This window comes from Actinocorallia aurantiaca, assembly GCF_039533685.1.
In the GTDB taxonomy this organism is placed as follows: domain Bacteria; phylum Actinomycetota; class Actinomycetes; order Streptosporangiales; family Streptosporangiaceae; genus Actinocorallia; species Actinocorallia aurantiaca.
On the sequence record NZ_BAAATZ010000009.1, the window covers coordinates 213,047 to 234,580 of the forward strand.

General features: G+C 71.3%; 18 protein-coding genes and 3 tRNA genes. 15 read left to right on the top strand and 6 right to left on the bottom strand.

Annotated features, from left to right (window positions below; all coding sequences use genetic code 11):
* Nucleotides 1-472 precede the first annotated feature (472 nt).
* The 5 genes from ABD327_RS13755 to ABD327_RS13775 all read left to right on the top strand — a co-directional run bounded on the left by ABD327_RS13755 (nt 473) and on the right by ABD327_RS13775 (nt 7,065).
* Entirely contained in the window at nt 473-2,533 is a 2,061-nt protein-coding gene (locus ABD327_RS13755; protein WP_344450734.1) for an AAA family ATPase, read from the top strand.
* 81 nt (nt 2,534-2,614) lie between these two features.
* The gene (locus ABD327_RS13760) at nt 2,615-3,664 is read left to right on the top strand and encodes a 3-isopropylmalate dehydrogenase (RefSeq protein WP_344450735.1); all 1,050 of its coding nucleotides are present in this window, start codon (nt 2,615-2,617) and stop codon (nt 3,662-3,664) included.
* 150 nt (nt 3,665-3,814) lie between these two features.
* Nucleotides 3,815-4,906, top strand: a complete 1,092-nt coding sequence (locus tag ABD327_RS13765) for a branched-chain amino acid aminotransferase (protein ID WP_344450736.1) — start codon at nt 3,815-3,817, stop codon at nt 4,904-4,906.
* 287 nt (nt 4,907-5,193) lie between these two features.
* Entirely contained in the window at nt 5,194-6,768 is a 1,575-nt protein-coding gene (gene cimA, locus ABD327_RS13770) for a citramalate synthase (RefSeq protein ID WP_344450737.1), read from the top strand.
* A gap of 18 nt (nt 6,769-6,786) precedes the next feature.
* Nucleotides 6,787-7,065: a GNAT family N-acetyltransferase gene (locus ABD327_RS13775; protein ID WP_344450738.1), complete on the top strand. Its 279-nt coding sequence runs from the start codon at nt 6,787-6,789 to the stop codon at nt 7,063-7,065.
* Nucleotides 7,066-7,110: 45 nt separating this feature from the next.
* Here the strand turns inward: ABD327_RS13775 and ABD327_RS13780 are convergent, their stop codons facing one another.
* Nucleotides 7,111-7,464, bottom strand: coding sequence for an antibiotic biosynthesis monooxygenase family protein (locus ABD327_RS13780; protein WP_344450739.1), 354 nt, complete (start codon nt 7,462-7,464; stop codon nt 7,111-7,113).
* 229 nt (nt 7,465-7,693) lie between these two features.
* On the opposite strand from ABD327_RS13780, the gene ABD327_RS13785 reads away from it, so the two are divergent.
* From ABD327_RS13785 to ABD327_RS13805, 5 genes are all read left to right on the top strand, one after another.
* Nucleotides 7,694-8,518 (top strand): cellulose binding domain-containing protein, encoded by an 825-nt coding sequence (locus ABD327_RS13785; protein WP_344450740.1) that lies wholly within the window; start codon nt 7,694-7,696, stop codon nt 8,516-8,518.
* A 31-nt stretch (nt 8,519-8,549) separates the two neighbouring features.
* Complete coding sequence (locus tag ABD327_RS13790) at nt 8,550-9,317, top strand: fumarylacetoacetate hydrolase family protein (protein ID WP_344450741.1); 768 nt, start codon at nt 8,550-8,552, stop codon at nt 9,315-9,317.
* Between the two features lie 121 nt (nt 9,318-9,438).
* Nucleotides 9,439-9,510 (top strand) — tRNA-Gln (locus tag ABD327_RS13795).
* Between the two features lie 42 nt (nt 9,511-9,552).
* Nucleotides 9,553-9,628: transfer RNA gene (locus ABD327_RS13800), tRNA-Glu, on the top strand.
* A 23-nt stretch (nt 9,629-9,651) separates the two neighbouring features.
* Nucleotides 9,652-9,724: transfer RNA gene (locus ABD327_RS13805), tRNA-Glu, on the top strand.
* A 64-nt stretch (nt 9,725-9,788) separates the two neighbouring features.
* On the opposite strand, the gene nhaA is transcribed toward ABD327_RS13805, so the two are convergent.
* Nucleotides 9,789-11,642, bottom strand: coding sequence for a Na+/H+ antiporter NhaA (gene nhaA, locus ABD327_RS13810; protein ID WP_344450742.1), 1,854 nt, complete (start codon nt 11,640-11,642; stop codon nt 9,789-9,791).
* A 243-nt stretch (nt 11,643-11,885) separates the two neighbouring features.
* Here nhaA and ABD327_RS13815 point away from each other — a divergent pair, with 243 nt between their 5' ends.
* The 3 genes from ABD327_RS13815 to ABD327_RS13825 all read left to right on the top strand — a co-directional run bounded on the left by ABD327_RS13815 (nt 11,886) and on the right by ABD327_RS13825 (nt 15,951).
* A complete protein-coding gene (locus ABD327_RS13815) occupies nt 11,886-13,262 on the top strand; it encodes a hemolysin family protein (protein ID WP_344450743.1) in 1,377 nt (458 codons plus the stop codon).
* Nucleotides 13,262-14,296, top strand: a complete 1,035-nt coding sequence (locus ABD327_RS13820; RefSeq protein ID WP_344450744.1) for a hemolysin family protein — start codon at nt 13,262-13,264, stop codon at nt 14,294-14,296. The genes ABD327_RS13815 and ABD327_RS13820 overlap by 1 nt, the downstream gene beginning before the upstream one ends.
* 176 nt (nt 14,297-14,472) lie before the next feature.
* Nucleotides 14,473-15,951: a SulP family inorganic anion transporter gene (locus ABD327_RS13825; RefSeq protein WP_344450745.1), complete on the top strand. Its 1,479-nt coding sequence runs from the start codon at nt 14,473-14,475 to the stop codon at nt 15,949-15,951.
* A 21-nt stretch (nt 15,952-15,972) separates the two neighbouring features.
* Here ABD327_RS13825 and ABD327_RS13830 read toward each other — a convergent pair whose 3' ends face one another.
* Entirely contained in the window at nt 15,973-16,680 is a 708-nt protein-coding gene (locus ABD327_RS13830; protein ID WP_344450746.1) for a hypothetical protein, read from the bottom strand.
* Nucleotides 16,681-16,698: 18 nt separating this feature from the next.
* Between ABD327_RS13830 and ABD327_RS13835 the strand changes: the two genes are divergently transcribed.
* Together ABD327_RS13835 and ABD327_RS13840 are read left to right on the top strand one after the other, a co-directional pair.
* A complete protein-coding gene (locus ABD327_RS13835) occupies nt 16,699-16,881 on the top strand; it encodes a hypothetical protein (RefSeq protein ID WP_344450747.1) in 183 nt (60 codons plus the stop codon).
* Between the two features lie 244 nt (nt 16,882-17,125).
* The gene (locus ABD327_RS13840) at nt 17,126-18,046 is read left to right on the top strand and encodes a tyrosinase family protein (protein ID WP_344450748.1); all 921 of its coding nucleotides are present in this window, start codon (nt 17,126-17,128) and stop codon (nt 18,044-18,046) included.
* Nucleotides 18,047-18,099: 53 nt separating this feature from the next.
* Here the strand turns inward: ABD327_RS13840 and ABD327_RS13845 are convergent, their stop codons facing one another.
* From ABD327_RS13845 to ABD327_RS13855, 3 genes are read right to left on the bottom strand one after another with little or no spacing between them, the layout of a single operon-like run.
* Nucleotides 18,100-18,741 carry a TetR/AcrR family transcriptional regulator gene (locus tag ABD327_RS13845; RefSeq protein ID WP_344450749.1) on the bottom strand — a complete coding sequence of 214 codons (642 nt, stop codon included), beginning with the start codon at nt 18,739-18,741 and terminating at the stop codon, nt 18,100-18,102.
* Complete coding sequence (locus tag ABD327_RS13850) at nt 18,742-20,520, bottom strand: N-acyl-D-amino-acid deacylase family protein (protein ID WP_344450750.1); 1,779 nt, start codon at nt 20,518-20,520, stop codon at nt 18,742-18,744.
* A 41-nt stretch (nt 20,521-20,561) separates the two neighbouring features.
* Nucleotides 20,562-21,434, bottom strand: a complete 873-nt coding sequence (locus tag ABD327_RS13855) for an enoyl-CoA hydratase/isomerase family protein (RefSeq protein WP_344450751.1) — start codon at nt 21,432-21,434, stop codon at nt 20,562-20,564.
* Between the last annotated feature and the right edge of the window lie 100 nt (nt 21,435-21,534).

Sequence of the window (21,534 nt, forward strand, 5' to 3'; positions counted from 1 at the left end):
GCCGGGAGGGCGTTTTCCGTTTTCGTGGCACAAGTTCCACATGTTGCATTTGTGGTGAGAGGTGAATTGGTCAGAGAATTTCATAAATTGCCGTGAAGGGGGAAGAAAGACCTGCCTTCTGGGGAAATGGGATTGTTCCCGGTGCCAGATGGGGCGGCCGGTTTCCGGAAGCACACCCGGGTGGAACAGATCAAGCAGTTCGCGATTGCCTCCGGGATCGGGCAATGGCGGGCCGAGGAAGGGCTCTGACCTGGTCAAAAGCCGGACGACGGGCCGGGCTGAGAGCTTTTCCGGAGGTCCGTCGATGATCGAATGTGAGAGTCGCAGACCCCGGTGCCGGAAATCCGAACCGCCGGCGCGGGACGGGCGTCAGAAGATCCGAAGCCTCGGAGCCGGTGCAGGGCATCGGCCCGAAGAGACAGCGGAGAGTTGAGGGCTGGTCGTGACGCGGTGGGGAATCTACGCTCCTGGTGTGGGAACGACTTGGCCTTTCGCCGGCCGCGAGTCCGAAGTGGCCGCCATCCGGGACGCGCTGTTCGACCGCTCCGGGCCCGGAGCGCTGGTGAGCGGCGCCCCCGGCTCGGGCAAGAGCCGGCTGATCGCCGAGGTCGTCCTCGGCCACGTCCCCGACCTGCCGGTCGTCGAGGCCCGCGCCGGACAGGCCCCGGCCGCGCCGTTCGGCGCCTTCGCCCACCTGCTGCCGCTGCGCTCCCCGGTGCGCGAGGTGGCGTCGGCCGTGGAGACCATCCTGGCCAAGGCCGGTTCGGGCACCTTCCTGCTGGTCGCCGACGACGTCCACGAACTCGACGAGCAGTCGGCCCGGCTGCTGCGCGCCCTGACCGGGACCGGCAGGGCCCGGCTGCTGGCGGCGGGGGAGCGCCTGCCCGAGCCGCTGGCCGCGCTCACCCCCGTCCCGGTGGTGCTGGCGCCGCTCGCCGACGTCACCCTGGTCGAGCCGGTCGACGGACCGACCGCCGCCTACCTGGCCGAGGCGGCGCAGGGCGACCTGCGCCTGCTGCACGAACTGGTGCGGATCGGCCGGGCCACCGGGGTGCTCTCCGGAGACCACTGGCAGGACCCGCCCGCGCGCACCGGCCAGAAGGCCGCCTCCCTGGAGGAGGCGCTCGCCCAGGCGTCGCTGCTGGCCGCGCTCGGCCGCCCGGAGGAGGCGGAGGAACTGCTGGCCACATCCCCGCGCCGGCCCGAGGACAGGGCCAGGACGACCTTCGCCCGCGCCAGGGCCGCCAACCTCGCCTACGGCCTGGGCCGGGCCGAGGAGGCCGACCGGGTGCTGGGCATCGCGCTGGAGACCGTCTCCGAGCCCGCCGAACGCCGCCGCGTCCTGGCCCAGCGGGCCGAGTTCGCCCTGCACCGGGCCGACTGCCGGCAGGCGCTGGATTTGGCCGACGACGCCGCCTCCGGGCCCGGCGCCCACCCGGTGGCCGACGCGCGGATCACCTCCGTCCAGGCCGTGACCGCCGCGCTGACCGGCCAGGCCGCCGCCGCGCTCGACAAGGTGCGCGCCGGGCTGCACGGTCTGGACGACTGGTTCCCGCGGGCGTCCGAGTGCGCCCCGCTGCTGGAGTTCGCCCGCGCCGAGGTGTGGCTGTCGGTCGGGGACCTCGACGCCGCGGGGGAGGACGGCGCGCCGTCCTCCGACCCGGTCGCGCACGCCGCGGTCCAGGCCCGGGTGCTGCGGGCCCGCGGCCAGATCCACGCGGCGCTGCGCGAGGGCTGGGACGGGGCCAGGCTGCTGAGCCGGGGCCACTCCCTGTTCGCCGGTCCGTGCCTGGGCGAGCTGGCGCACGCCGCCGCCCTCGCCGGGGACCTGGCCACCGCCCGCGACGCGCTGGCCGAGGCCGACCGGCGGGCGCTGCCGACGATGCGGGCGCTGTGGTTCCCGGTGGCGCTGGCCCGGCCGTGGCTGCTGGTCGCCCAGGGCGCCGTCGGCGCCGCGGTGCACGGACTGCTCGACGCCGCGGCCGCGGCCGAGGCGCTGGAGCTGCGCCCGTACGCGGTGTCGGCGCTGCACGACGTGGTCAGGCTGGGCGCGGCCGGCGTGGTCGCCGACCGGCTGGCGCAGCTCGCCGAGGACTCCGAGGGCGATCTCGCCGCCCTGTGCGCCAGGCACGCCGAGGCCGCGGCGGCGGGCGACTGGTCGGGACTGATCGGGGTGTCCTTCGAGTTCGAGGGGCTCGGCATGACCCTGCACGCGGCCGAGGCCGCCGCCCAGGCCGCCGAGGTGCATTGGGACAAGCAGCAGGCCGCCGCGGCCGGCACCCGGGCCTGGGTGATGGTGCAGCGCTGCGACCAGGTGCGCACCCCGGCGCTGCGCACCGCCGCGGTGCCCGACCTGACCAGGATCCAGTACGAGATGGCCGAGCTGGTCGCCGGCGGCAGGTCCGAGGAGGAGATCTCCGAGCTGATGTCGCTGCCGCTCCGCACGGTCGCCGACCAGCTCGTGGAGATCTGCGCCAAGCTCGGGGTCTCCGGGCCCGAGCGGCTGGCCGTCCTGCTGGCGCCCGAGGTCTGAGCCGCCGCGGCTCCCGACATCCGCGTCCTGGTATGTGAGATGAATGCCCGATGTGTGAGACGGATGCACTACGATGCCAGCATGGCTTCCCGCAGCATCCGACTCGCAGTCGTCGCAGGTGACGGTATCGGCCCCGAGGTCGTGGCCGAGGGCCTCAAGGTCCTCGACGTGATCGCCGGCCAGTACGACCTGTCGATCGAGAAGACCTCCTACGACCTGGGCGCCGCGCGCTGGCACCGCACCGGCGAGGTGCTGCCCGAGTCCGTGCTCGAGGAGATCCGGGGGCAGGACGCCATCCTGCTGGGCGCGATCGGCGACCCGACCGTCCCGTCCGGCGTGCTGGAGCGGGGACTGCTGCTGAGCCTGCGCTTCGCCCTCGACCACTACGTGAACCTGCGGCCGGTCAAGCTGCTGCCCGGCGTGACGTCCCCGCTGGCCGGCGTCACCCCCGACGACATCGACATGATCGTCGTCCGGGAGGGCACCGAGGGCCCCTACACCGGGGTCGGCGGCGTGCTGCGCAAGGGCACCCCGCACGAGGTCGCCACCCAGGAGAGCGTCAACACCGCCTTCGGCGCCGAGCGGGTCATCCGCTACGCCTTCGAGGTCGCCGCCGCCCGCCCGCGCAAGAAGCTGACGCTCGTCCACAAGGACAACGTGCTGACCTTCGCCGGCGACCTGTGGCAGCGCACCCTGAAGAAGGTCGCCGCCGAGTTCCCCGACGTCACCACCGACTACTGCCACGTCGACGCGGCCACGATGTTCTTCGTGAACAACCCGCAGCGGTTCGACGTCGTCGTCACCGACAACCTCTTCGGCGACATCATCACCGACATCGGCGCGGCGATCGCCGGCGGCATCGGCCTGGCGGCCTCCGGGAACATCAACCCCGACCGCTCCGTGCCGTCCATGTTCGAGCCGGTCCACGGCAGCGCCCCCGACATCGCCGGGCAGTTCAAGGCGGACCCGACGGCCACCATCCTGTCGGTCGCCATGCTGCTGGACCACCTCGGCCTGCCCGAGGCCGCACGCAAGATCGAGAAAGCGGTCGGCGAGGACCTCACCGAGCGCACGGGCCCGCGCCCGACCCAGCAGGTCGGCGACGACATCGCCAAGCGAGTAGCCGGGTAGGCGGCAGCCACCCCGGTGAGTGACGGGCGCGCCGCGAACCGACGCGGCGCGCCCGTTTTTGTGTGCGCCGCGTAGCCCCCGCGTGAGATAGAGCACACAATGAAGAGAAGCCGGTAGAATCTTTGCCGGTGATCCGGGAGAGGTACAGAAATGATCGAATTCGAGATCGAGCTCGTCGACCGGCGCAAGAGCGCCCAGGAGCGGGAGGCCGTGCTGGCCGATCCCGGCTTCGGGCTGCACTTCACCGAGCACATGATCACGATCGAGTGGGACAAGGAACAGGGCTGGCACGACGCGCGGCTGCGGCCGTACGGGCCGCTGTCCCTCGACCCGGCCACCAAGGTCTTCCACTACGGCCAGGAGCTCTTCGAGGGGCTCAAGGCCTACCGCCAGCCGGACGGCACGATCGTCAGCTTCCGGCCCCAGGCCAACGCGGCGCGCTTCAACACCTCCTGTGACCGGATGGCCATGCCCCGGCTGCCCGAGGAGACCTTCCTGAAGTCGCTGGAGCTGCTGTGCGACGCCGACCGCGACTGGGTGCCGACGCGTGAGGGCCACAGCCTCTACCTGCGGCCGTTCATCATCGCCACCGAGACGGGCATGGGCGTCAACTACCCGTCGAACAAGTACATGTACTGCGTGATCGCCGCGCCGTCGGCGTCCTACTTCTCCGGCGCCGTCAAGCCCGTCTCGGTCTGGCTGTCGCGGGACTACACCCGGGCGGCCCCCGGCGGCACCGGGTTCGCCAAGTGCGGCGGCAACTACGCCGCGGCGTTCGTCGCCCAGCAGGAGGCCGTCGCCAAGGGCTGCGACCAGGTCGTCTGGCTGGACGCCGCCGAGCACCGCTGGGTGGAGGAGATGGGCGGCATGAACCTCTTCTTCGTCTACGGCTCCGGCCCCGACGCGCGCCTGGTCACCCCGCCGACCGCCGGCACCATCCTGCCCGGCATCACCCGCGACTCCCTCCTCAAGCTCGCCCCCGAGCTCGGCATCCCCGTCTCCGAGGAGATGATCAGCGTCGAGCAGTGGCGCGACGACGTGGCGTCCGGCGCCCTCACCGAGGTCTTCGCCTGCGGTACCGCCGCCGTGATCACCCCGGTCGGCCGCGTCAAGGGCGAAGAGGGCGAGTTCACCATCTCCGAAGCGGGCGGCCCCGTCACCATGAGGCTCCGCGAGGAACTGGTCGGCATCCAGTACGGCCGGCGCCCCGACCCCTACGGCTGGATCACCTCCCTCGCCTGAGCCGTCCCCGACTCCGCCGCGCCCTCCCGTCATCTCCGTGCTCCCGGATCACCGTGGCGGGAGGGGCCGGCCGGATCACCACCACCCGCCCGTCCCCTCCGTGTCTCAGATCACATGACGCGGGATGTGACGGATGCGTTACAGCTGTGGCAGACTGACCCTGTTATGAGCACCGGCCTGATCATTATCAGACGGCGCGTCGGCTAAAGGGCATCGCCGGCGCGCAGACCTCTCACGTCCGTGAGGGGTCTTTTTGTTTCGCCGGGCTCTTCGCAGAGGGGTTCTCCATGAGCGACGGCTTCCACGTCTACGACACCACCCTCCGGGACGGATCCCAGCAGGAGGGCCTGAACCTCAGCGTTCAGGACAAGCTGGTGATCGCCCGGCATCTGGACTCGCTGGGCGTGGGCTTCATCGAAGGCGGATGGCCCGGCGCCAACCCCAAGGACACCGAGTTCTTCCGGCTCGCCCGGACCGAGCTCGATCTCAAGCACGCGCAGCTGGCCGCGTTCGGCGCGACCCGCCGGGCCGGCCTGAAGGCCGCCGACGACCCTCAGGTGGCCGCCCTGCGCGATTCACGTGCCCCGGTCGTCACCCTTGTGGCCAAAAGCCACGACCGGCACGTGGAACTGGCCCTCCGCACGACGCTGGAGGAGAACCTCGCGATGATCCGCGACACCGTCTCCCACCTTCGCGCGGAGGGCCAACGGGTCTTCGTCGACGCCGAGCACTTCTTCGACGGGTTCAAGGCCAACCGCGCCTACGCGCTGGAGGTCGTCCGGACCGCCGCCGAGGCCGGGGCCGACGTCGTGGCGCTGTGCGACACCAACGGCGGGATGCTGCCGGACGAGCTCGCGGACGTCGTGCACGAGGTCGTCGGCGCGGGGGCCAGGGTCGGCATCCACTGCCACGACGACTCCGGCTGCGCGGTGGCCAACTCGCTGGCCGCGGTGCGGGCGGGCGCCACGCACGTCCAGGGCTGCGCCAACGGGTACGGGGAGCGCTCGGGCAACGCGAACCTCTTCACCGTGATCGGCAACCTCCAGCTCAAACGCGGCATGAACATCGTCGGCGACGCCCAGCTCGCCGAGATGACGCGGATCGCGCACGCCGTCTCCGAGGCCACCAACGTGACGCTCAGCTCCCAGGCCCCCTACGTGGGCCACTCGGCGTTCGCGCACAAGGCCGGCCTGCACGCCTCCGCCGTCAAGGTCGACCCGAACCTCTACCAGCACATCGACCCGCTGGTCGTCGGCAACGACATGCGCATGCTGGTGTCGTCCATGTCGGGCCGGGCCTCGGTCGAGCTCAAGGGCAAGGAGCTGGGCTACGACGTGTCCGGGCAGAAGGCCGCCGAGGTCGTCTCCCGGGTCAAGGACCTGGAGTCCAAGGGCTACACCTTCGAGGCCGCCGACGCCTCCTTCGAGCTGCTGCTGCGCGAGGAGCTCGCCGGCGCCCGCACCTCCTACTTCACCGTCGAGTCCTGGCGGGTCATCGCCGAGCAGCGGCCCGACGGGGTGCAGATCAGCGAGGCCACCGTCAAGGTGCACGCCAAGGGCGAGCGGATCATCGCCACCGGCGAGGGCAACGGCCCGGTCAACGCGCTGGACACCGCGCTGCGGTTCGCGCTGGAGCGCCTCTACCCCGAGCTGGCCAACCTGGAGCTGGTGGACTTCAAGGTGCGCATCCTGGAGGGCTCGCACGGCACCGACGCGATCACCCGGGTGCTCATCGACTCCTCCGACGGCAAGGCCGAATGGGGCACCGTAGGGGTCGGCGAGAACGTCATCGCCGCGTCCTGGCAGGCGCTGGAGGAGGCCGTCACCTACAGCCTGCTGCGCGCAGGGTACGACCCGTCCTGACCGGGTAGACCAGGGGTGATGTACCGAGTCACCGACAACAGCGCGGCCCTGCGGTACGAGGTCTTCACCGACGAGGGCGACCTGGCGGGTTTCTCCACCTACACCCGCCAGGGCGATCATGTCGTCTTCCACCACACCGAGATCGCCGACGAGTTCGAGGGCCACGGCCTGAGCGGGGCGCTGGTGCGCGGCGCGATGGAGGACATCCGCGCCCGGGGGCTCAGGGTGGTGCCCCTCTGCCCCTTCGTGCTGGAGTACCTGGAACGCCACATGGAGTTCGACGGCCTGCGCGCCTGAAAGAGGCCCGCGCCCCCTGCCGGGGCGCGGGCCTCCGCGTTCGGCCTACTTGGGCTCGACCCGCTGGATGACCTCGAAGCCCCACAGCTCCGCCCCCGACGCGGCGGGTCCGCCGTGCCCGTGGCCGTGCCCGTGCCCGGAGCCCTGCTGGGCGTCCGCGGCGGCCTTGGCGTGCCCCTGCGAGAACGCCTGGCTCTTGGTCCAGGCCTGGAAGGCCTCCTCGCTGCTCCACCGGGTGTACACCAGGTAGCGGTCGGTGCCGTCCACGGGACGCAGTAGCTCGAAGCCCTCGAACCCCTCCGACCCCTCGACCAGCCCGGCCCGGGCCGCGAACCGCTTCTCCAGCTCGGGCCCCATGCCCTCGGGGACCGTCAGTGCATTGATCTTCACAACGCTCATGCGCCGCTCCTTCTCCGCCGAAGTCGTCGATCTCCACGCTATCGGGACGGTGAGCGGGGGAGGGAAGGGGCTGTGGACGGCGGGCGGGCAGGAGCGTACACGGCTAGTCTGGGGCAGATCACCTCAAGTCACCGGTCGAGAACGGTGCGGGAGGCGACGGACCGAACCGGGGGCGGTGCTCCGGCGTCCGAATCCGGGAGATCATCTCGTACGGGTGGGAGGGTGCGTCTTGGACGCCGAGGAGGAACGGTCGGCGGGGTCCGCGCGGCGGGACGACGAGGAGGGGTGGGCGACCGCGCCGCTCGTCCTCTCGCCCAGGCCTCTGCCCGACGTGGTGTTCGGGTCCGTGAAGCCCGCCCCGGCCGAGCCGCGCGAGCCCGCCGCCGTACCGCCGGAGGCCGGGCCCGAAGAGGTCACCGGGCCGCAGGCGGTGGTGGGGGCGCCGCCCGCCGCGGAGCGACGGCAGGGGCGGAAGGCGCTCCTGCTGGTGGCGGTCGTGCTGGCGGGGGCGCTTGCCGTGACGCTGGTGGCGGCGGCCTTGTGGTCGTCGGACTCCGAAGGCAGGGTTCCCCAGGCCGCGCCGGACGCCTCCACGTCGGCGGCCGTGCCGGGGGACGGCACGCCGGAGCCTGGGCAGAGGGCCGAGGAGGGCTCGCCGCCGGAGCAGTGGCCTCCCGCCGCGGCCGATGATCCGGCGGAGCCCGCGGCGGTGACGGCACCGCCGGTCTCCGGGACCACGGCGCAGGGCGTGGAGGTGACGTACCGGACGGTCGAGGTCTCGGACGGGTACTTCGAGGGCGAGGTGACGCTCACCAACGGCACCGGGGCCGAGTTGAAGGACTGGACCCTCTCCTTCACCTATCCGGGGGCCTCGATCAGGAACGTCTGGGCCGGGCACCTCTGGACGCGGGACGACGGGACGGTGGTCGTCACCGGGGACGAGAACACCGCCTCGATCCCGGAGGGGGCGTCGGCGACCGTCAGGTTCGGCGGATCCGGGACGCCGTCCGGGCCGCAGGGCTGCACCCTGAACGGGAGCGCCTGCGGTCTCTGATCGCGCGGCGGCCGTGTGAGAGGCTGGGATCGTGCGTATTGCAAGGTTTTCCGCAGGTGAGGAAGTTTCCTTCGGGGTCGTCGAAGGCGAGGAGATCGCGGAGGTCTCGGGGCATCCGTTCCTGGGCGAGATCCGCTTCACCGGGGCCAGGCACCCGGTGGCGGACGTCCGGCTGCTGGCGCCGATCCTGCCCAGCAAGGTGATCGCGATCGGCAGGAACTACGCCGAGCACGCCCGGGAGATGGGCTCGGAGGTCCCCGAGGAGCCGCTGTTCTTCCTCAAGCCGTCCACCTCCGTCGTCGGGCCGTACGAGGCGGTCCGGTATCCGGAGAAGCTCTCCCGGCGCGTCGACTACGAGGGCGAGCTCGCCGTCGTCATCGGCCGGCTGTGCCGCGAGGTCCCGGTCTCCCGCGCCCAGGAGGTGATCTTCGGCTACACGTGCGCCAACGACGTGACCGCCCGCGACCTCCAGGGCAGGGACGGGCAGTGGACCAGGGCCAAGGGCTTCGACACCTTCTGCCCCCTGGGCCCCTGGATCGAGACCGTGCTCGACCCGTCCGACCTGGCGATACGTACCCTGGTCAACGGCGAGGTGCGCCAGTCCTCCCGCACCTCCTCGATGATCCACGACATTCCCCGTCTCATCGCCCACGTCAGCCAGGTGATGACCCTCCTGCCGGGCGACGTCATCCTGACCGGCACCCCCGAGGGCGTCGGCCCGCTGGAGCTCGGCGACACGGTGAGCGTGGAGGTCGAGGGGATCGGCGAGCTGAGCAACCGGGTCGTCGCCCGCGACTGAGCCCTCCGGGGACAGGGGTCCGGTGCGCTTCGGGGAATCGTTTTGGCTAGTACTCGGTAAGTCCTGTAAGCTTTCCGAGGTCGCCAGGGAACAGCCCGAAAGGGAAGGTCCCGAAGCGCGATGGGGTATGGTGTAATCGGCAACACGACTGATTCTGGTTCAGTTATTCTAGGTTCGAGTCCTGGTACCCCAGCAAGTCCCCCCGGATTCCATTCGGGAGTGGTCTGCAAGTCCTGCCTCCGTCGTCTAGTGGCCCAGGACGCCGCCCTCTCAAGGCGGTAGCGGCGGTTCGAATCCGCTCGGAGGTACCACCCTTTCCACAACTCCATAGCTTGCCTCCGTCGTCTAGTGGCCCAGGACGCCGCCCTCTCAAGGCGGTAGCGGCGGTTCGAATCCGCTCGGAGGTACAGGACAGAAGACCCTCTCCCGTTCACGGGAGAGGGTCTTCTTCTTTTTTCGGGCAGCGTGTTCTCAGGTGGTGCGGGACTCCTCCAGGGCGGCCGAGAGGGTCCGGGCGTCGAAGGGGCCGATGTGACGCCGGTCTCCGACGAAGAAGGTCGGGGTGCCGCGGGCGCCGCTCGCGTCCGCGCCGGCGACGTCGGCTCGGACGCGGGCCACGGTGCGCTCGTCGTCGAGGTCCCGCAGGAACCGCTCGACGTCCAGGCCGATCTCGGCGGCGTAACCGGTGAGATCCTCGAACTCGAGTTCGTCCTGGTGGGCGAAGAGGAGGTCGTGCATCTCCCAGAAGCGGCCCTGGAACCCGGCGGAGATGGCGGCGCGGGCGGCGAGTTCCGCGTGCGGGTGCACGTCGACGAGGGGCAGGTGCCGGAAGACGTAGCGCAGGTCGTCTCCGAAGCGCTTGTGCAGCTCGCGGGCGACACCCGTGGCGCGGGCGCAGAAGGGGCACTCGAAGTCGCCGTACTCCACGAGGGTGAGGGGCGCGTCGACGGGGCCTCTGATGTAGTCGGTGGCCGGGTCCACGGGGCGGTCGAGGAACCGGGGGAGGTCGGCGTCGCCCTCGCCGAGGAACCTGGCGGAGATCTGGAACAGGAGCCACCCGAGAGCCGTCGCGAGCACCAGGGCCATGAGGATCCCGACGACGACCTCGTCCTGCATGACCCGGTCGTCGAAGGCGAGCCCGGTGATGAGCAGGGAGACGGTGAACCCGATGCCGGACAGGGCGGCGCCGCTCAGGACGTGGCCCTTGCCGACGCCTTGGGGCAGCCGGCCGAGGCCGAGCCGGGCGGCGGCCAGGGTCGTCCCGCCCACACCCACCAGCTTGCCCAGGACGAGGGCGCAGGCCACGCCCCAGGTGAGCGGCGACCTGAACGCCTCGCCCAGGACGCCGCCGCGCAGGTCGACTCCGGCGTTGGCCAGCGCGAACACGGGGACGACGACATAACTGGCCCAGGGGTGCAGCATCAGCTGCAGCCGCTCGTTGACCGACACGGCCCGCCGCAGCCCCTGGGCGGCGGAGAACCCCACCTCGACCCTGGGGGACTGCCAGAAGGCGCGGAAGGACCTGGCGGCCCGCACGACGGCGTCGCGGGCGGGTTCGTGGGCGGCGATGAGCAGCCCGCCGATCATCCCGGCGATGGAGCCGTGCAGGCCCGACTCGTAGGTGGCCAGCCACAGCCCCAGCCCGGCGAGGACGTACGGGGCGGTGCGCCAGACCCCGAGGCGGCTCAGCAGCCAGAGCACCCCGCACATGACGAGCATGGCGATCAGCGCGGGCGGGTGCAGTTCGTCGGAGTAGACCAGGCCGATCACGCTCACCGCGATGATGTCGTCGATGACGGTGAAGACCAGCAGGAAGATCCGCAGCTGGGTGGAGAACCGGGGCCCGACCAGGGCCAGCGCGCCCAGCATGAACGCGGTGTCGGTGCCGACGACCACGCCCCAGCCCTGCGCGGCCGGCGCCGACGGGTTGAACGCCAGGTACACCAGCACGGGGACGAGGACGCCGCCGAGCGCCGCGGCCACGGGAATGGCGACGCGGCGCGGCTCGGTCAGCTCCCCGACGGAGAACTCGTGCCGCACCTCCAGCCCCACGACGAAGAAGAAGACCGCCATCAGGCCGTCGTTCACCCAGTGCTCGAGGTCCATCGACAGGGTGGCGCCCCCGAAGGAGACGGACGCGTCCAGGTGCCACAGGGCCTCGTACAGGTGGGACCAGGGGGAGTTCGCCCAGATCAGGGCCAGCACGGTGGCGGCGAGCAGGAGGCCGGCGCTGCCCGCCTCGGTGGTCAGGAAGCGCCGGAGGGGGGCCGACAGCTGCTCCAGCAGCGCGACCCTGCCCGCGGTGGTCTCGTCCCTCGTCGCCATGACACCGGAGAGCTACCCACGTGGAAGGGGAAGATCCCTTGGCCGGCCCGGGAGTGACGTCTATTACAGAAGTAGTATTCACCCCTGGTGACAGTGGGGGTTCCGACCGTCTTGGTGTGAAGAGGCGTCTGATGGGGAACCTGACCAGGTCATCCGGAGTTGTACGAGTGATTCCCGACCAGAGAGAGCCATGGACCACGACCCACCCACCGCCCCCGTCCGCCACCACGGGAGAGGGCGCCGGTGACCACAGCGCTCTCCCTGCTGCTGGGCGTGGCGGTGGTGCTCGCGATCACCGCGCTGACCGGCTACTTCGTCGCCCAGGAATTCGCCTACATGGCCGTGGACCGCTCCCGGCTCAGCGCCAGGGCCGGAACCGGGGACGGTGCCGCCGCCCGCGCCCTGAAGGTGACGAAGCGCACCTCCTTCATGCTGTCGGGCGCCCAGCTGGGCATCACCGTGACGGGGCTGCTCGTCGGCTACGTCGCCGAACCGATGATCGGCGAGTCCATCGGCGAGCTGCTCGGCGGGGTCGGCGTGCCCCTGGGCACCGGGGTGGCCGTCGGGACCGTGCTGGCGCTGGCCTTCTCCACGCTGGTGCAGATGCTGTTCGGGGAGTTGTTCCCCAAGAACCTCGCGATCGCACGGCCCGAGCCGGTCGCCCGCTGGCTGTCGGTCTCCACGCTGGTCTACCTGAAGGCCTTCGGTTGGCTGATCTGGGTGTTCGACCAGGCGTCCAACGTCCTGCTGCGCCTGCTGGGCATCGAGCCCGTCCACGACGTGGAGCACTCGGCCACCGAACGGGACCTGGCGCACATCGTCGCCGAGTCGCGCCGCAGCGGCGACCTGCCGCCGGACCTGTCGATCCTGCTCGACCGGATCCTGGACTTCCCGCAGCGGGACGTCGAGCACGCGATGATCCCCCGGACCCGGGTCGGCACGGTCGACCGGGAGGAGTCCATCGCCGAGGTGCGGCGCGAGATGAGCACCGGGCACTCCCGGTACCCCGTGCTGGACACCGAGGAGCGCATCGTCGGCGTGGTCGACCTGGACGACGTCCTGACCGCGCCCGACCTCTCCCGCCCGGTGTCGGAGATCATGAGGCCCGCCCTGGTGGTGCCGACGCTGATGACCCTGCCGGTGGTGCTGGACGAGCTGATCGGGCACAAGGCCCAGCTCGCCTGCGTCGTCGACGAGTTCGGGAGCTTCGCCGGGATCATCACCCTGGAGGACCTGTCCGAGGAGCTCGTCGGCGAGATCACCGACGAGCACGACGTCGAGGAGGGGGAGCCCACTGCCACCGACGCCGGAGACGCCTGGATCCTCCCCGGCAACTTCCACATCGACGAGATCGAGCGCGCCATCGACCACCGGCTTCCCGAGGGCGACTACGAGACCATCGCCGGGCTGGTGATCGCCGCCCACGGGTCGCTGCCCGAACCCGGGACGAGGCTCGAGATCGAGCTCCCCGCCGACCCGGCGGACCTGGCCCTCATCGAGGAGCCGCCGCGCCGGGTCGTCAGCGTCGAGGTCCTGGAGGTCGACAACCACGTGCCCTCGTCCATCCGGCTGGAGCTCGGGCGTGACTGGAGAGCCGCGGCGGAAGAGGGAGAGCACTGATGGAGAACCCCTGGATCGTCCTCACGGTGACCGTCCTGATCATCGCGCTGAGCGCGTTCTTCGTCGCGGTCGAGTTCGCCCTGATCGCCGCCAGGCGCCACCGGCTGGAGGACGCCGCGCACACCAGCAGGTCGGCGCGGGCCGCGCTGCGCAGCGCCTCGGAGCTCACCGTGCTGCTGGCCGGCTCGCAGCTCGGCATCACCGTCTGCACGCTGGCGCTGGGCGCGGTCACCAAGCCGGCGGTGCACCACTGGCTCACCCCGGTCTTCTCCTCCTGGGGGCTGGCCCCCTGGACGGCCGACGCCGCCGGCTTCGTGCTCGCCCTGATCATCGTGACGTTCCTGCACCTGGTCGTCGGGGAGATGGCGCCCAAGTCGTGGGCGATCGCGCACCCGGAGAAGTCCGCGACGATGCTGGCGCTGCCCATGCGCGGGTTCATGTGGCTGACCCGGCCGCTGCTGCGCGGGCTGAACGAGGCGGCGAACTGGTGCCTGAGGAAGGTCGGGGTGGAGGCCGCCGACCAGGTCGCGGCGGGCCAGGACCCGGAGGCCCTGCGGCACCTGGTGGAGCACTCGGCCAACGTCGGGGCGCTCGACAGCAGGTACTCCGAGCAGCTCTCCGGAGCCCTGGACCTGCAGGACCTGCGGCTCGGCGACCTGGTGAGCCGGGACGCCGCACCCACGTGCGTGCCCGAGGGGGCCACGGTGGCCGACGTCCAGGCGGCGGGCCGGGCCTCGGGCCACCTGCGCATCCTGGTGACGAGGCCGGGCGTCGACTGGAGCGTCGTCCACGTGCGGGACACGCTGACCGAGCCGGAGACGTCGGGCATCGACCACCTGACCCGTCCGGCCCACCGGATGGAGGCCGAGACGCCCGTCTACACGGCTCTCGCCCTGATGCGGGAGGCCAGCAACCAGCTCGCCCTCGTCACCGAGGGAGGGAAGGTCGTCGGGGTCATCACGATCGCGGACATCCTCCGCCACCTCTTCCCCCGGCCGGAGAAGAGCGGAGCGACCGCCGCCGCCGGGCGGTGAGCGTCACCACATCGGACGTTCCGGACCTCCGGGTCGGCAGCGGGTAGGATCCCTGTGCCGGACCGGAAGGCGAAGACGCCCCCCGTGCCGTTCTCCGCGAACAGAAGACGGGCCCCGCGCCCGCTTCCGCACGGCTCCCTCGTGGGCGTGCCCGTACCCGAGGGGTCCTTGTTCTCTTGCCGTCCTTCGCGCTGCCCCGCCTCCGCCCATCCCTGCCGTCGCCCAAGGTGCTGCGCACCGAGGTGCTGGCGGGGCTGGTGGTGGCGCTCGCCCTGATCCCCGAGGCGATCTCGTTCTCGATCATCGCGGGCGTCGACCCGAGCGTCGGGCTGTTCGCCTCGTTCACGATGGCCGTCACCATCGCGATCGTCGGCGGGCGGCCCGCGATGATCTCGGCGGCGACCGGGGCGGTGGCGCTGGTCGTCGCGCCGCTGAACATGGAGCACGGGCTCGGATACCTCGTGGCGGCCGTCATCCTCGGCGGGATCTTCCAGATCGTGCTGGGGGCGCTGGGAGTGGCGCGGCTGATGCGGTTCGTGCCGCGCTCGGTGATGGTCGGGTTCGTCAACGCGCTGGCGATCCTGATCTTCATGGCGCAGCTGACCGAACTGCGGGACGTGCCGTGGGCGGTGTACCCGCTGGTGATCGGCGGGCTGGCGCTGATGAACCTGCTGCCCAGGCTGACCTCGGTGGTGCCGGCGCCGCTGGTGTCGATCGTCGCGCTCACCGCGCTGACCGTCGGCGCCGGGATCGCGGTGCCGACCGTGGGCGACAGGGGCGTGCTGCCGTCGTCGCTGCCGGGTCTCGGGCTGCCGGACGTGCCGTTCACCGCCGAGACCCTGAGGATCATCGCGCCGTACGCGCTGGCGCTCGCCCTCGTCGGGCTGATGGAGTCGCTGATGACGGCCAAGCTCGTCGACGACCTCACCGACACGCATTCCAACAAGACCCGCGAGTCGATCGGGCAGGGCGTCGCCAACGTCGTCACCGGGTTCTTCGGCGGCATGGGCGGCTGCGCCATGATCGGCCAGACGATGATCAACGTGAAGAACGGGGCGCGGACCCGGATCTCGACGTTCCTGGCCGGGGTCTTCCTGATGATCCTGTGCATCGTGTTCGGGCCGGTCGTCTCGGACATCCCGATGGCCGCGCTGGTCGCGGTGATGGTGCTGGTGTCGGTCTCGACCTTCGACTGGCACTCCGTCGCGCCCGGGACGCTGAAGCGCCTGCCCGTCGGCGAGACCACCGTCATGGTCGTCACCGTCGGGATGGTCGTCGCGACCCACAACCTCGCGATCGGCGTCGTGGTCGGCTCGATCACCGCGATGGTCATCTTCGCCCGGCGGGTCGCGCATCTCGTTGACGTCACCTCCGTCACCGACCCCGACGGCGGCCGCGTCGTCTACGCCGTCACCGGAGCGCTCTTCTTCGCCTCCAGCAACGACCTCGTCTACCGCTTCGACTACGCGGGCGACCCCGAGCACGTGACGATCGACCTGTCCGGCGCCCACATCTGGGACGCCTCCTCCGTCGCGGCCCTCGACGCCGTCGAGACCAAGTACGCCCAGCGCGGCAAGACCGTCGAGATCATCGGCCTCAACAAGCCCAGCGCGGCCATGCACGGCACCCTCAGCGGAGAGCTCTCCAGCCACTGAGCGCCGGTCGGCCCCGGGGCGTCAGCGGGTCCTGCGCTTCTTCACCGCGTCGAGGACTGCCGACAGGGGCCGGGGCCCTCGCCGCCGGTGCGGGGGAGCGGCGGGCCGGGGGGCGGGGACGTCGACCGCGATCTCGTCGCCGAGTTCGTAGCCGTCGGCGAGGGTGAGGGAGTCGCCGCTCCAGAAGCGGCCGGGGTCGTACCAGTTGGGGCGCCGGCTCCTGGGGAGCAGGCCCATGGCCCCGTAGGTGAGGGCGACCACCTCGGCGCAGTAGGCGCTCTCCAGGGCCTGCTGCTCCTTGAGGAAGGGGATGCGGCCCTTGAACCAGCGGGTGGTGAGGCGGGCGGTCGAGGGGAAGGGGGTGCCGTCCAGGCGGGCGATCATCCTGAGGGCGGCGTCCTCGCTGTCGCGGGTGATGGGCCGGTCGAGCTGGCGCAGCCAGGCGCGCTGGCCGTAGCGGGCCCCCCACTGGCAGACGGCGTCGTGCATGTCGTGCAGCTGGACGCCGCGGTGCCTGGTGCCCGACCACAGGTCGGGGAGCGAACTGCCCAGCTCGGCGTGCCACATCAGCGGCGGCAGGTCGTCGACGACCAGGGACATGCCGACGTGGTTGACAGGGCTGTTGGTCAGCGTCTGGATGGCCCGGTCGGCGGGGGACCTGCCGCGGAAGACCCAGATGTCTCCTGTCCGGGTGAGTTCGAGTGCTCTTTCCAGACTGATGGCCGTCATGTCTCGTAGCCTAAGCGGATGTTGAAGCGTATGAACTGGTGGAAACTGATCGGTCTGGCCGGCCTGGCCGGTGTCGCGGCCACCGGAGCCGTCGTCATCCGCTCCGAACGCAAGCGGCGCGCCTACACGCCGGACGAGATCCGCAGCCGCCTCCACGAACGCCTCGCCGAAGCCCGCCCGGAAGACGACCCCGAGACGTGACCAGGGGAAACGCCGCCACCGGGTGATCCTCTGCGACCTGTTCGACCTGCTCCCCGTCGGCGCGATCCTCATCGCGGTCGGGCTGTCCCTGCTGGTCCGGCGCCAGGCTGGGTCCCTCTGACACCGGCCACGCCGGGGCCCTCCTTGCTTTGGGGGCAGGTTTTCCTGGCTGTGGAAAACCCGGACGGTGCTTTTGATCTTGTTAGCTTGGGCATCCGGGACGGGGGCTGCCTGAGGAGAGCCGGTGGACGAGATCAGCAGGCGCGGAGTGTTGAAGTGGGCGGCGGGCGGCGCGGTGCTCGGGGGAGCGTGGGGCCTGCCCGCGGCGGGTGCGGCGGCGGCCGTCGAGGCGGTCCGGCCGGAGGTCCGGGCACTCACCGCGGAGCGGTGGGGGAGGTACGTGCGGGCGGTCCGGGCGCTGAACCGCAGGAGCGGCGGCACGAGCGAGTACGACGGGATCGTGCAGGTCCACGTCGACCACGCGCACACGGCCTACGGGACCCCGGCGTTCCTGCCGTGGAATCGAGTCTTCCTGCGCCGGTTCGAGCTCGCCCTGCAGCGGATCGACCCGGCGGTGCGGGTGCCCTACTGGGACTGGACGAGGGACGCGCGGGCGCCCGCGAGCTCCGAGGTGCTCGGCGACCGGTACTTCGGAGGGAACGGATCCGGCGAAGGCCGCGAGGTGCTGGACGGGTCCTTCGCCGGTTGGACGGTCGCGCATCCCTCTCCGCACCGGCTGCGCCGCTGGTACGACGAAGGAAGCGGGCTCAGCTCCCTCCCCGGCGCGGAGGACGTCGAAGGGATCCTGGCGGACGACGCCGGATACGACGCGTTCCGCGCCGCCGTCGAGTCCACGCTCGACGCCCCGTTCCAGGCGTGGGTCGGCGGCGACCTGAGCGCGCTGGTCGCGCCGAACGATCCCCTCTTCTGGTCCCACCGCGCCTTCCTGGACCTGCTGTGGGCCGAACGCCAGGCGAGGGACCCCACGCGGGCGCACGCGTACGCCGGGACGGCCCTGGGGCGGCGGGCCGACGTCCAGGACGTCCTGGAGCCCTTCGGCGTCACCGTCGCCTCCGCCCTCGACCTCCGAGATGAGGCGTTCGGCTACTCCTACCCGCGCTGGGGCTCCGGAGCGGAACAGGAGACGAAGGACCCGTCGTCATGAGCCGGAAGGCGGAGGCGGGCGTGCCCGGTCCGCAGGTCGGGGAGCGAACGTTTCTAGGCGTGTTGGGGGGAGGGGGAGGACCGGGTGTGGCGGGCGACGAGGAATTCGGCGTAGTCGGCGAGGAGGTCGAGACGGGCGTCCTCGGCCTCGGGGTCGGGGACGACGGTGCGGGAGATGGCCTCGCCGTCGAAGAGGTTGCGGGCGGAGGAGACGAACAGGTGGAGGGCGTCGTCGGGGAGGGCGGCCAGGGCGGGGAGCCCTCGGGCGACGCGGGTGATCTCGGTGAAGAAGCGGTCGGCCACGGGGGCGAGGTGGGCGCGCAGGTCGGCGTCGGTGCGGGCGGCGACCATGAGCTCGAACCAGACGACGTTGTCGTCGTCGCGGTTGCGTTCGCGCATGAGGGCCAGGGCCGCGCGGAGGTCTACGGGGGGAAGGGCCGCGAGGCGGTGGCGCACCAGGGCCAGATGGCGGCGGGCCACCTCCTCGGCGGCGGCGGCGACGAGGGCGAGGCGGGAGTCGAAATGGCGGAACAGGCCGCCGCGGGACACGCCGGAGCGTCCGCAGATCTCGCCCACGGAGGTGCCGGCGTAACCGACCCGGGCGATGGAGGCGATCGTCGCGTCGACGAGACGGGCGACGGTCGCCTCCCTGCGTTCGCGTTGGGTGCGGCGCTTCGGCGGCTGTTCCGTGCTCACTCAGGCGAGGGTAGCGTCCGCGCTCCCGAGCGTGCGCGGGTCCACGGTGCCGCGCGCCTCGCCCACGCGCAGGAAGCGGCCGGTGCGGCGGCGTCCGAGGCCGGGCGCGTACTCGCCCTCGCCGAAGACCCGGTTGCCCGCGACGAAGACGGCGGCCACGGTCGCGTCGTTGCGGTTGACCATGCGCATCATGCCGCCGAACGCCTCCGCCGGGGCCTCGTGGATCTCGTCGAGTTCGGGGCCGAGACGCTCGGGGTCGACGATGACGAGGTCGGCGCGGTCGCCCTCGCGCAGGTGGCCCGCGTCGATGCCATACCAGGAGGCCAGCTCGCCGGTCAGGCGGTGGACGGCGCGTTCGGCCGTCATGAAGCCCTCCCGGTGGGCGCGGCGCAGGAGCCGCAGGGGGAAGTTGTAGAAGGCCATGTTCCGCAGGTGGGCTCCGGCGTCGGAGAAGCCCATCTGGACCTCCGGCAGGGAGCTGAGCTTGTTCAGCGCCTTGGGCCGGTGGTTGGAGATCGTGGTGTGCCAGCGGACCTTCGTGCCGTGCTCGACGACGAGGTCGAGGAAGGCGTCGACGGGGTGGACGCCGCGCTCGTCGCCGACCTGCCCGAACGTCTTGCCGATGACGGAATCGTCCGGGCAGTCGACGATGTGGGCGTCGTGGAGGTCGCGGTGCCAGACCCGGGGCGTGAACTTGTTCTCGTACTCGCGCCGGAACCAGCGCCGGTACCCCTCGTCCCGGAGCAGCGCGTTGCGCTCGACGGCGTCCTTCAGGTGCAGGGCTGCGGCGCCCGCCCCGAACTCCTCGAAGACCACCAGGTCGATGCCGTCGGCGTACACCTTGAACGGGACGGGCAGGTGCTGCCACCGGAAGTCCGCGCCGAGCCGGTTCACGACCCGGGCGAGGGGGCCCATGATGTGCATGATCAGCGGGTTGGCCTTGACGTCGGCGGCGGTGAGGTAGCTGGTGCGCAGCGGCTTGTTCCCGCCCCGGCCGATCGCCGACCACAGCGCGGGGATCAGCGCGACGGGGAAGGAGAGGTTCGGCACGGACTGCAGGACGCGGCCCGAGCTGCGCAGGATCCGCTGCAGCCGCTTGCGCTCGGTCCGGGTCGCGTACGTCGAAGGGAGCGTCCGGGAGCGGTACCGTTCGCCGTCGAGCTTGTCCCAGGGGTTACGCATCTCCGACATGCCGAGCATCCCGGCGCGGAGGGCGTCCACCAGGAGCAGTTCCATCCTCCGGATCTCGGCGTCGGACGGCTTGACGCCCTCGTCGGTGGAGCGTCCCAGCCCCATCACCGAGGCCCGCAGGTCGGAGTGCCCGAGGAACATCGCCACGTTCGGCCCGAGCGGCAGCCCCTCGATCGCCGAGATGTACTCCGAGGCGCTCGACCAGGTCTTCTTCTCCTCCAGCGTCGCCAGCACGTGCTCGCGCGGCACGGCCTCGACGCGGCTGAAGAGGTCCGCGGCGTCCAGCGGCTCCACGTGCACGGTGCTCAGCGAGCAGGACCCGAACACCACCGTCGTCACCCCGTGCCGCACCGACTCCCCGAGCCCCGGCGCGGACAGCACCTCCGCGTCGTAGTGCGTGTGGATGTCGACGAACCCCGGCATCACCCACTTGCCGGCCGCGTCGACGACCTCGGCCCCGTCCGTGTCGAGCTCCGCCTCCGAGACGGCGGCGACCTTCCCGTCCTTCAACCCGATGTTCCGGACGGCCGAAGGCGCGCCCGTCCCGTCGAACCAGCGTCCACCGCGAATGACGACGTCGTAACCCATGCCCAAGATAGAAACCAATCGGTCTCTATGTGTCAAGGGCCTCAGGAGTCGGTGTAGTTCGCGGGGCGGCGTTCCAGGAAGGAGGTGACCTGCTCGGTCATGTCGCGGGTGTAGGAGGTGAGGATCTGGGTGCGGTTCTCCAGGTCGATGCCGGCCTGGAGGCTGGAGACCTCCAGCTGGCTCCAGGCGACCTCCTTGGTCATCCACACGCCCATCGGGCTGTTGGCGCAGATGAGGGCTGCGGTCTCCAGGGCGGCCTCGACGGCCTTCCCCTCCTCCACGACGCGGCTGACCAGACCGATGCGCAGGGCCTCTTCGGCCTCCACGAAACGGCCGGTGAGCAGCAGTTCGTGGGACAGGCCCGCGCCGATGAGGCGGGGCAGCAGCCAGCTGACGCCGATATCGCAGCCGGACAGGCCGATGCGGACGAAGGCGGCGTTGAACTTCGCGGTGGTGGAGGCGACGCGGATGTCGCTGGCCAGCGCGAGGGCGAACCCGCCGCCCGAGGCGGGGCCGTTGACGGCGGAGATGACCGGCTGGCGCAGGTTGCGGAGCTTGGGCACGAGCGAGGCGATGGCCTGCTGGACGTGCATACCCGCCTGGGGGCTCTTGCGCCAGGCGGCTTCCTCTTCGGAGGCCGGCTCGGAGACATGGCGGTTGGGCGGCTCATACAGGTCCAGGCCCGCACAGAACGCCCGCCCCGCCCCGGTCAGCACGACGACCCGGCAGGAGTCGTCCAGCGAGACGTCGTCGAGCGCGTTGTGCAGATCCTTGATCAACTCACCGGACATCGCGTTGAGCCGCTCGGGCCGGTCCAGGGTGAGCAGCCGCACGCCCGGCACGGGCTCCTCGACCCGTACGGTCTTGCCTGAGGCAGGGGTGTCGCGCAGGTAGGCGTCGCCGTTGGTCAGCATGTGTCTTCCTTCGTTCTGTCGCGGAGGCCCGGCGAGCCCGGCGGTGCCGGGACCTGCGGGGCGGACCGGGCGGGACGTTCCGCCGTTCGCGTGTCGGGCT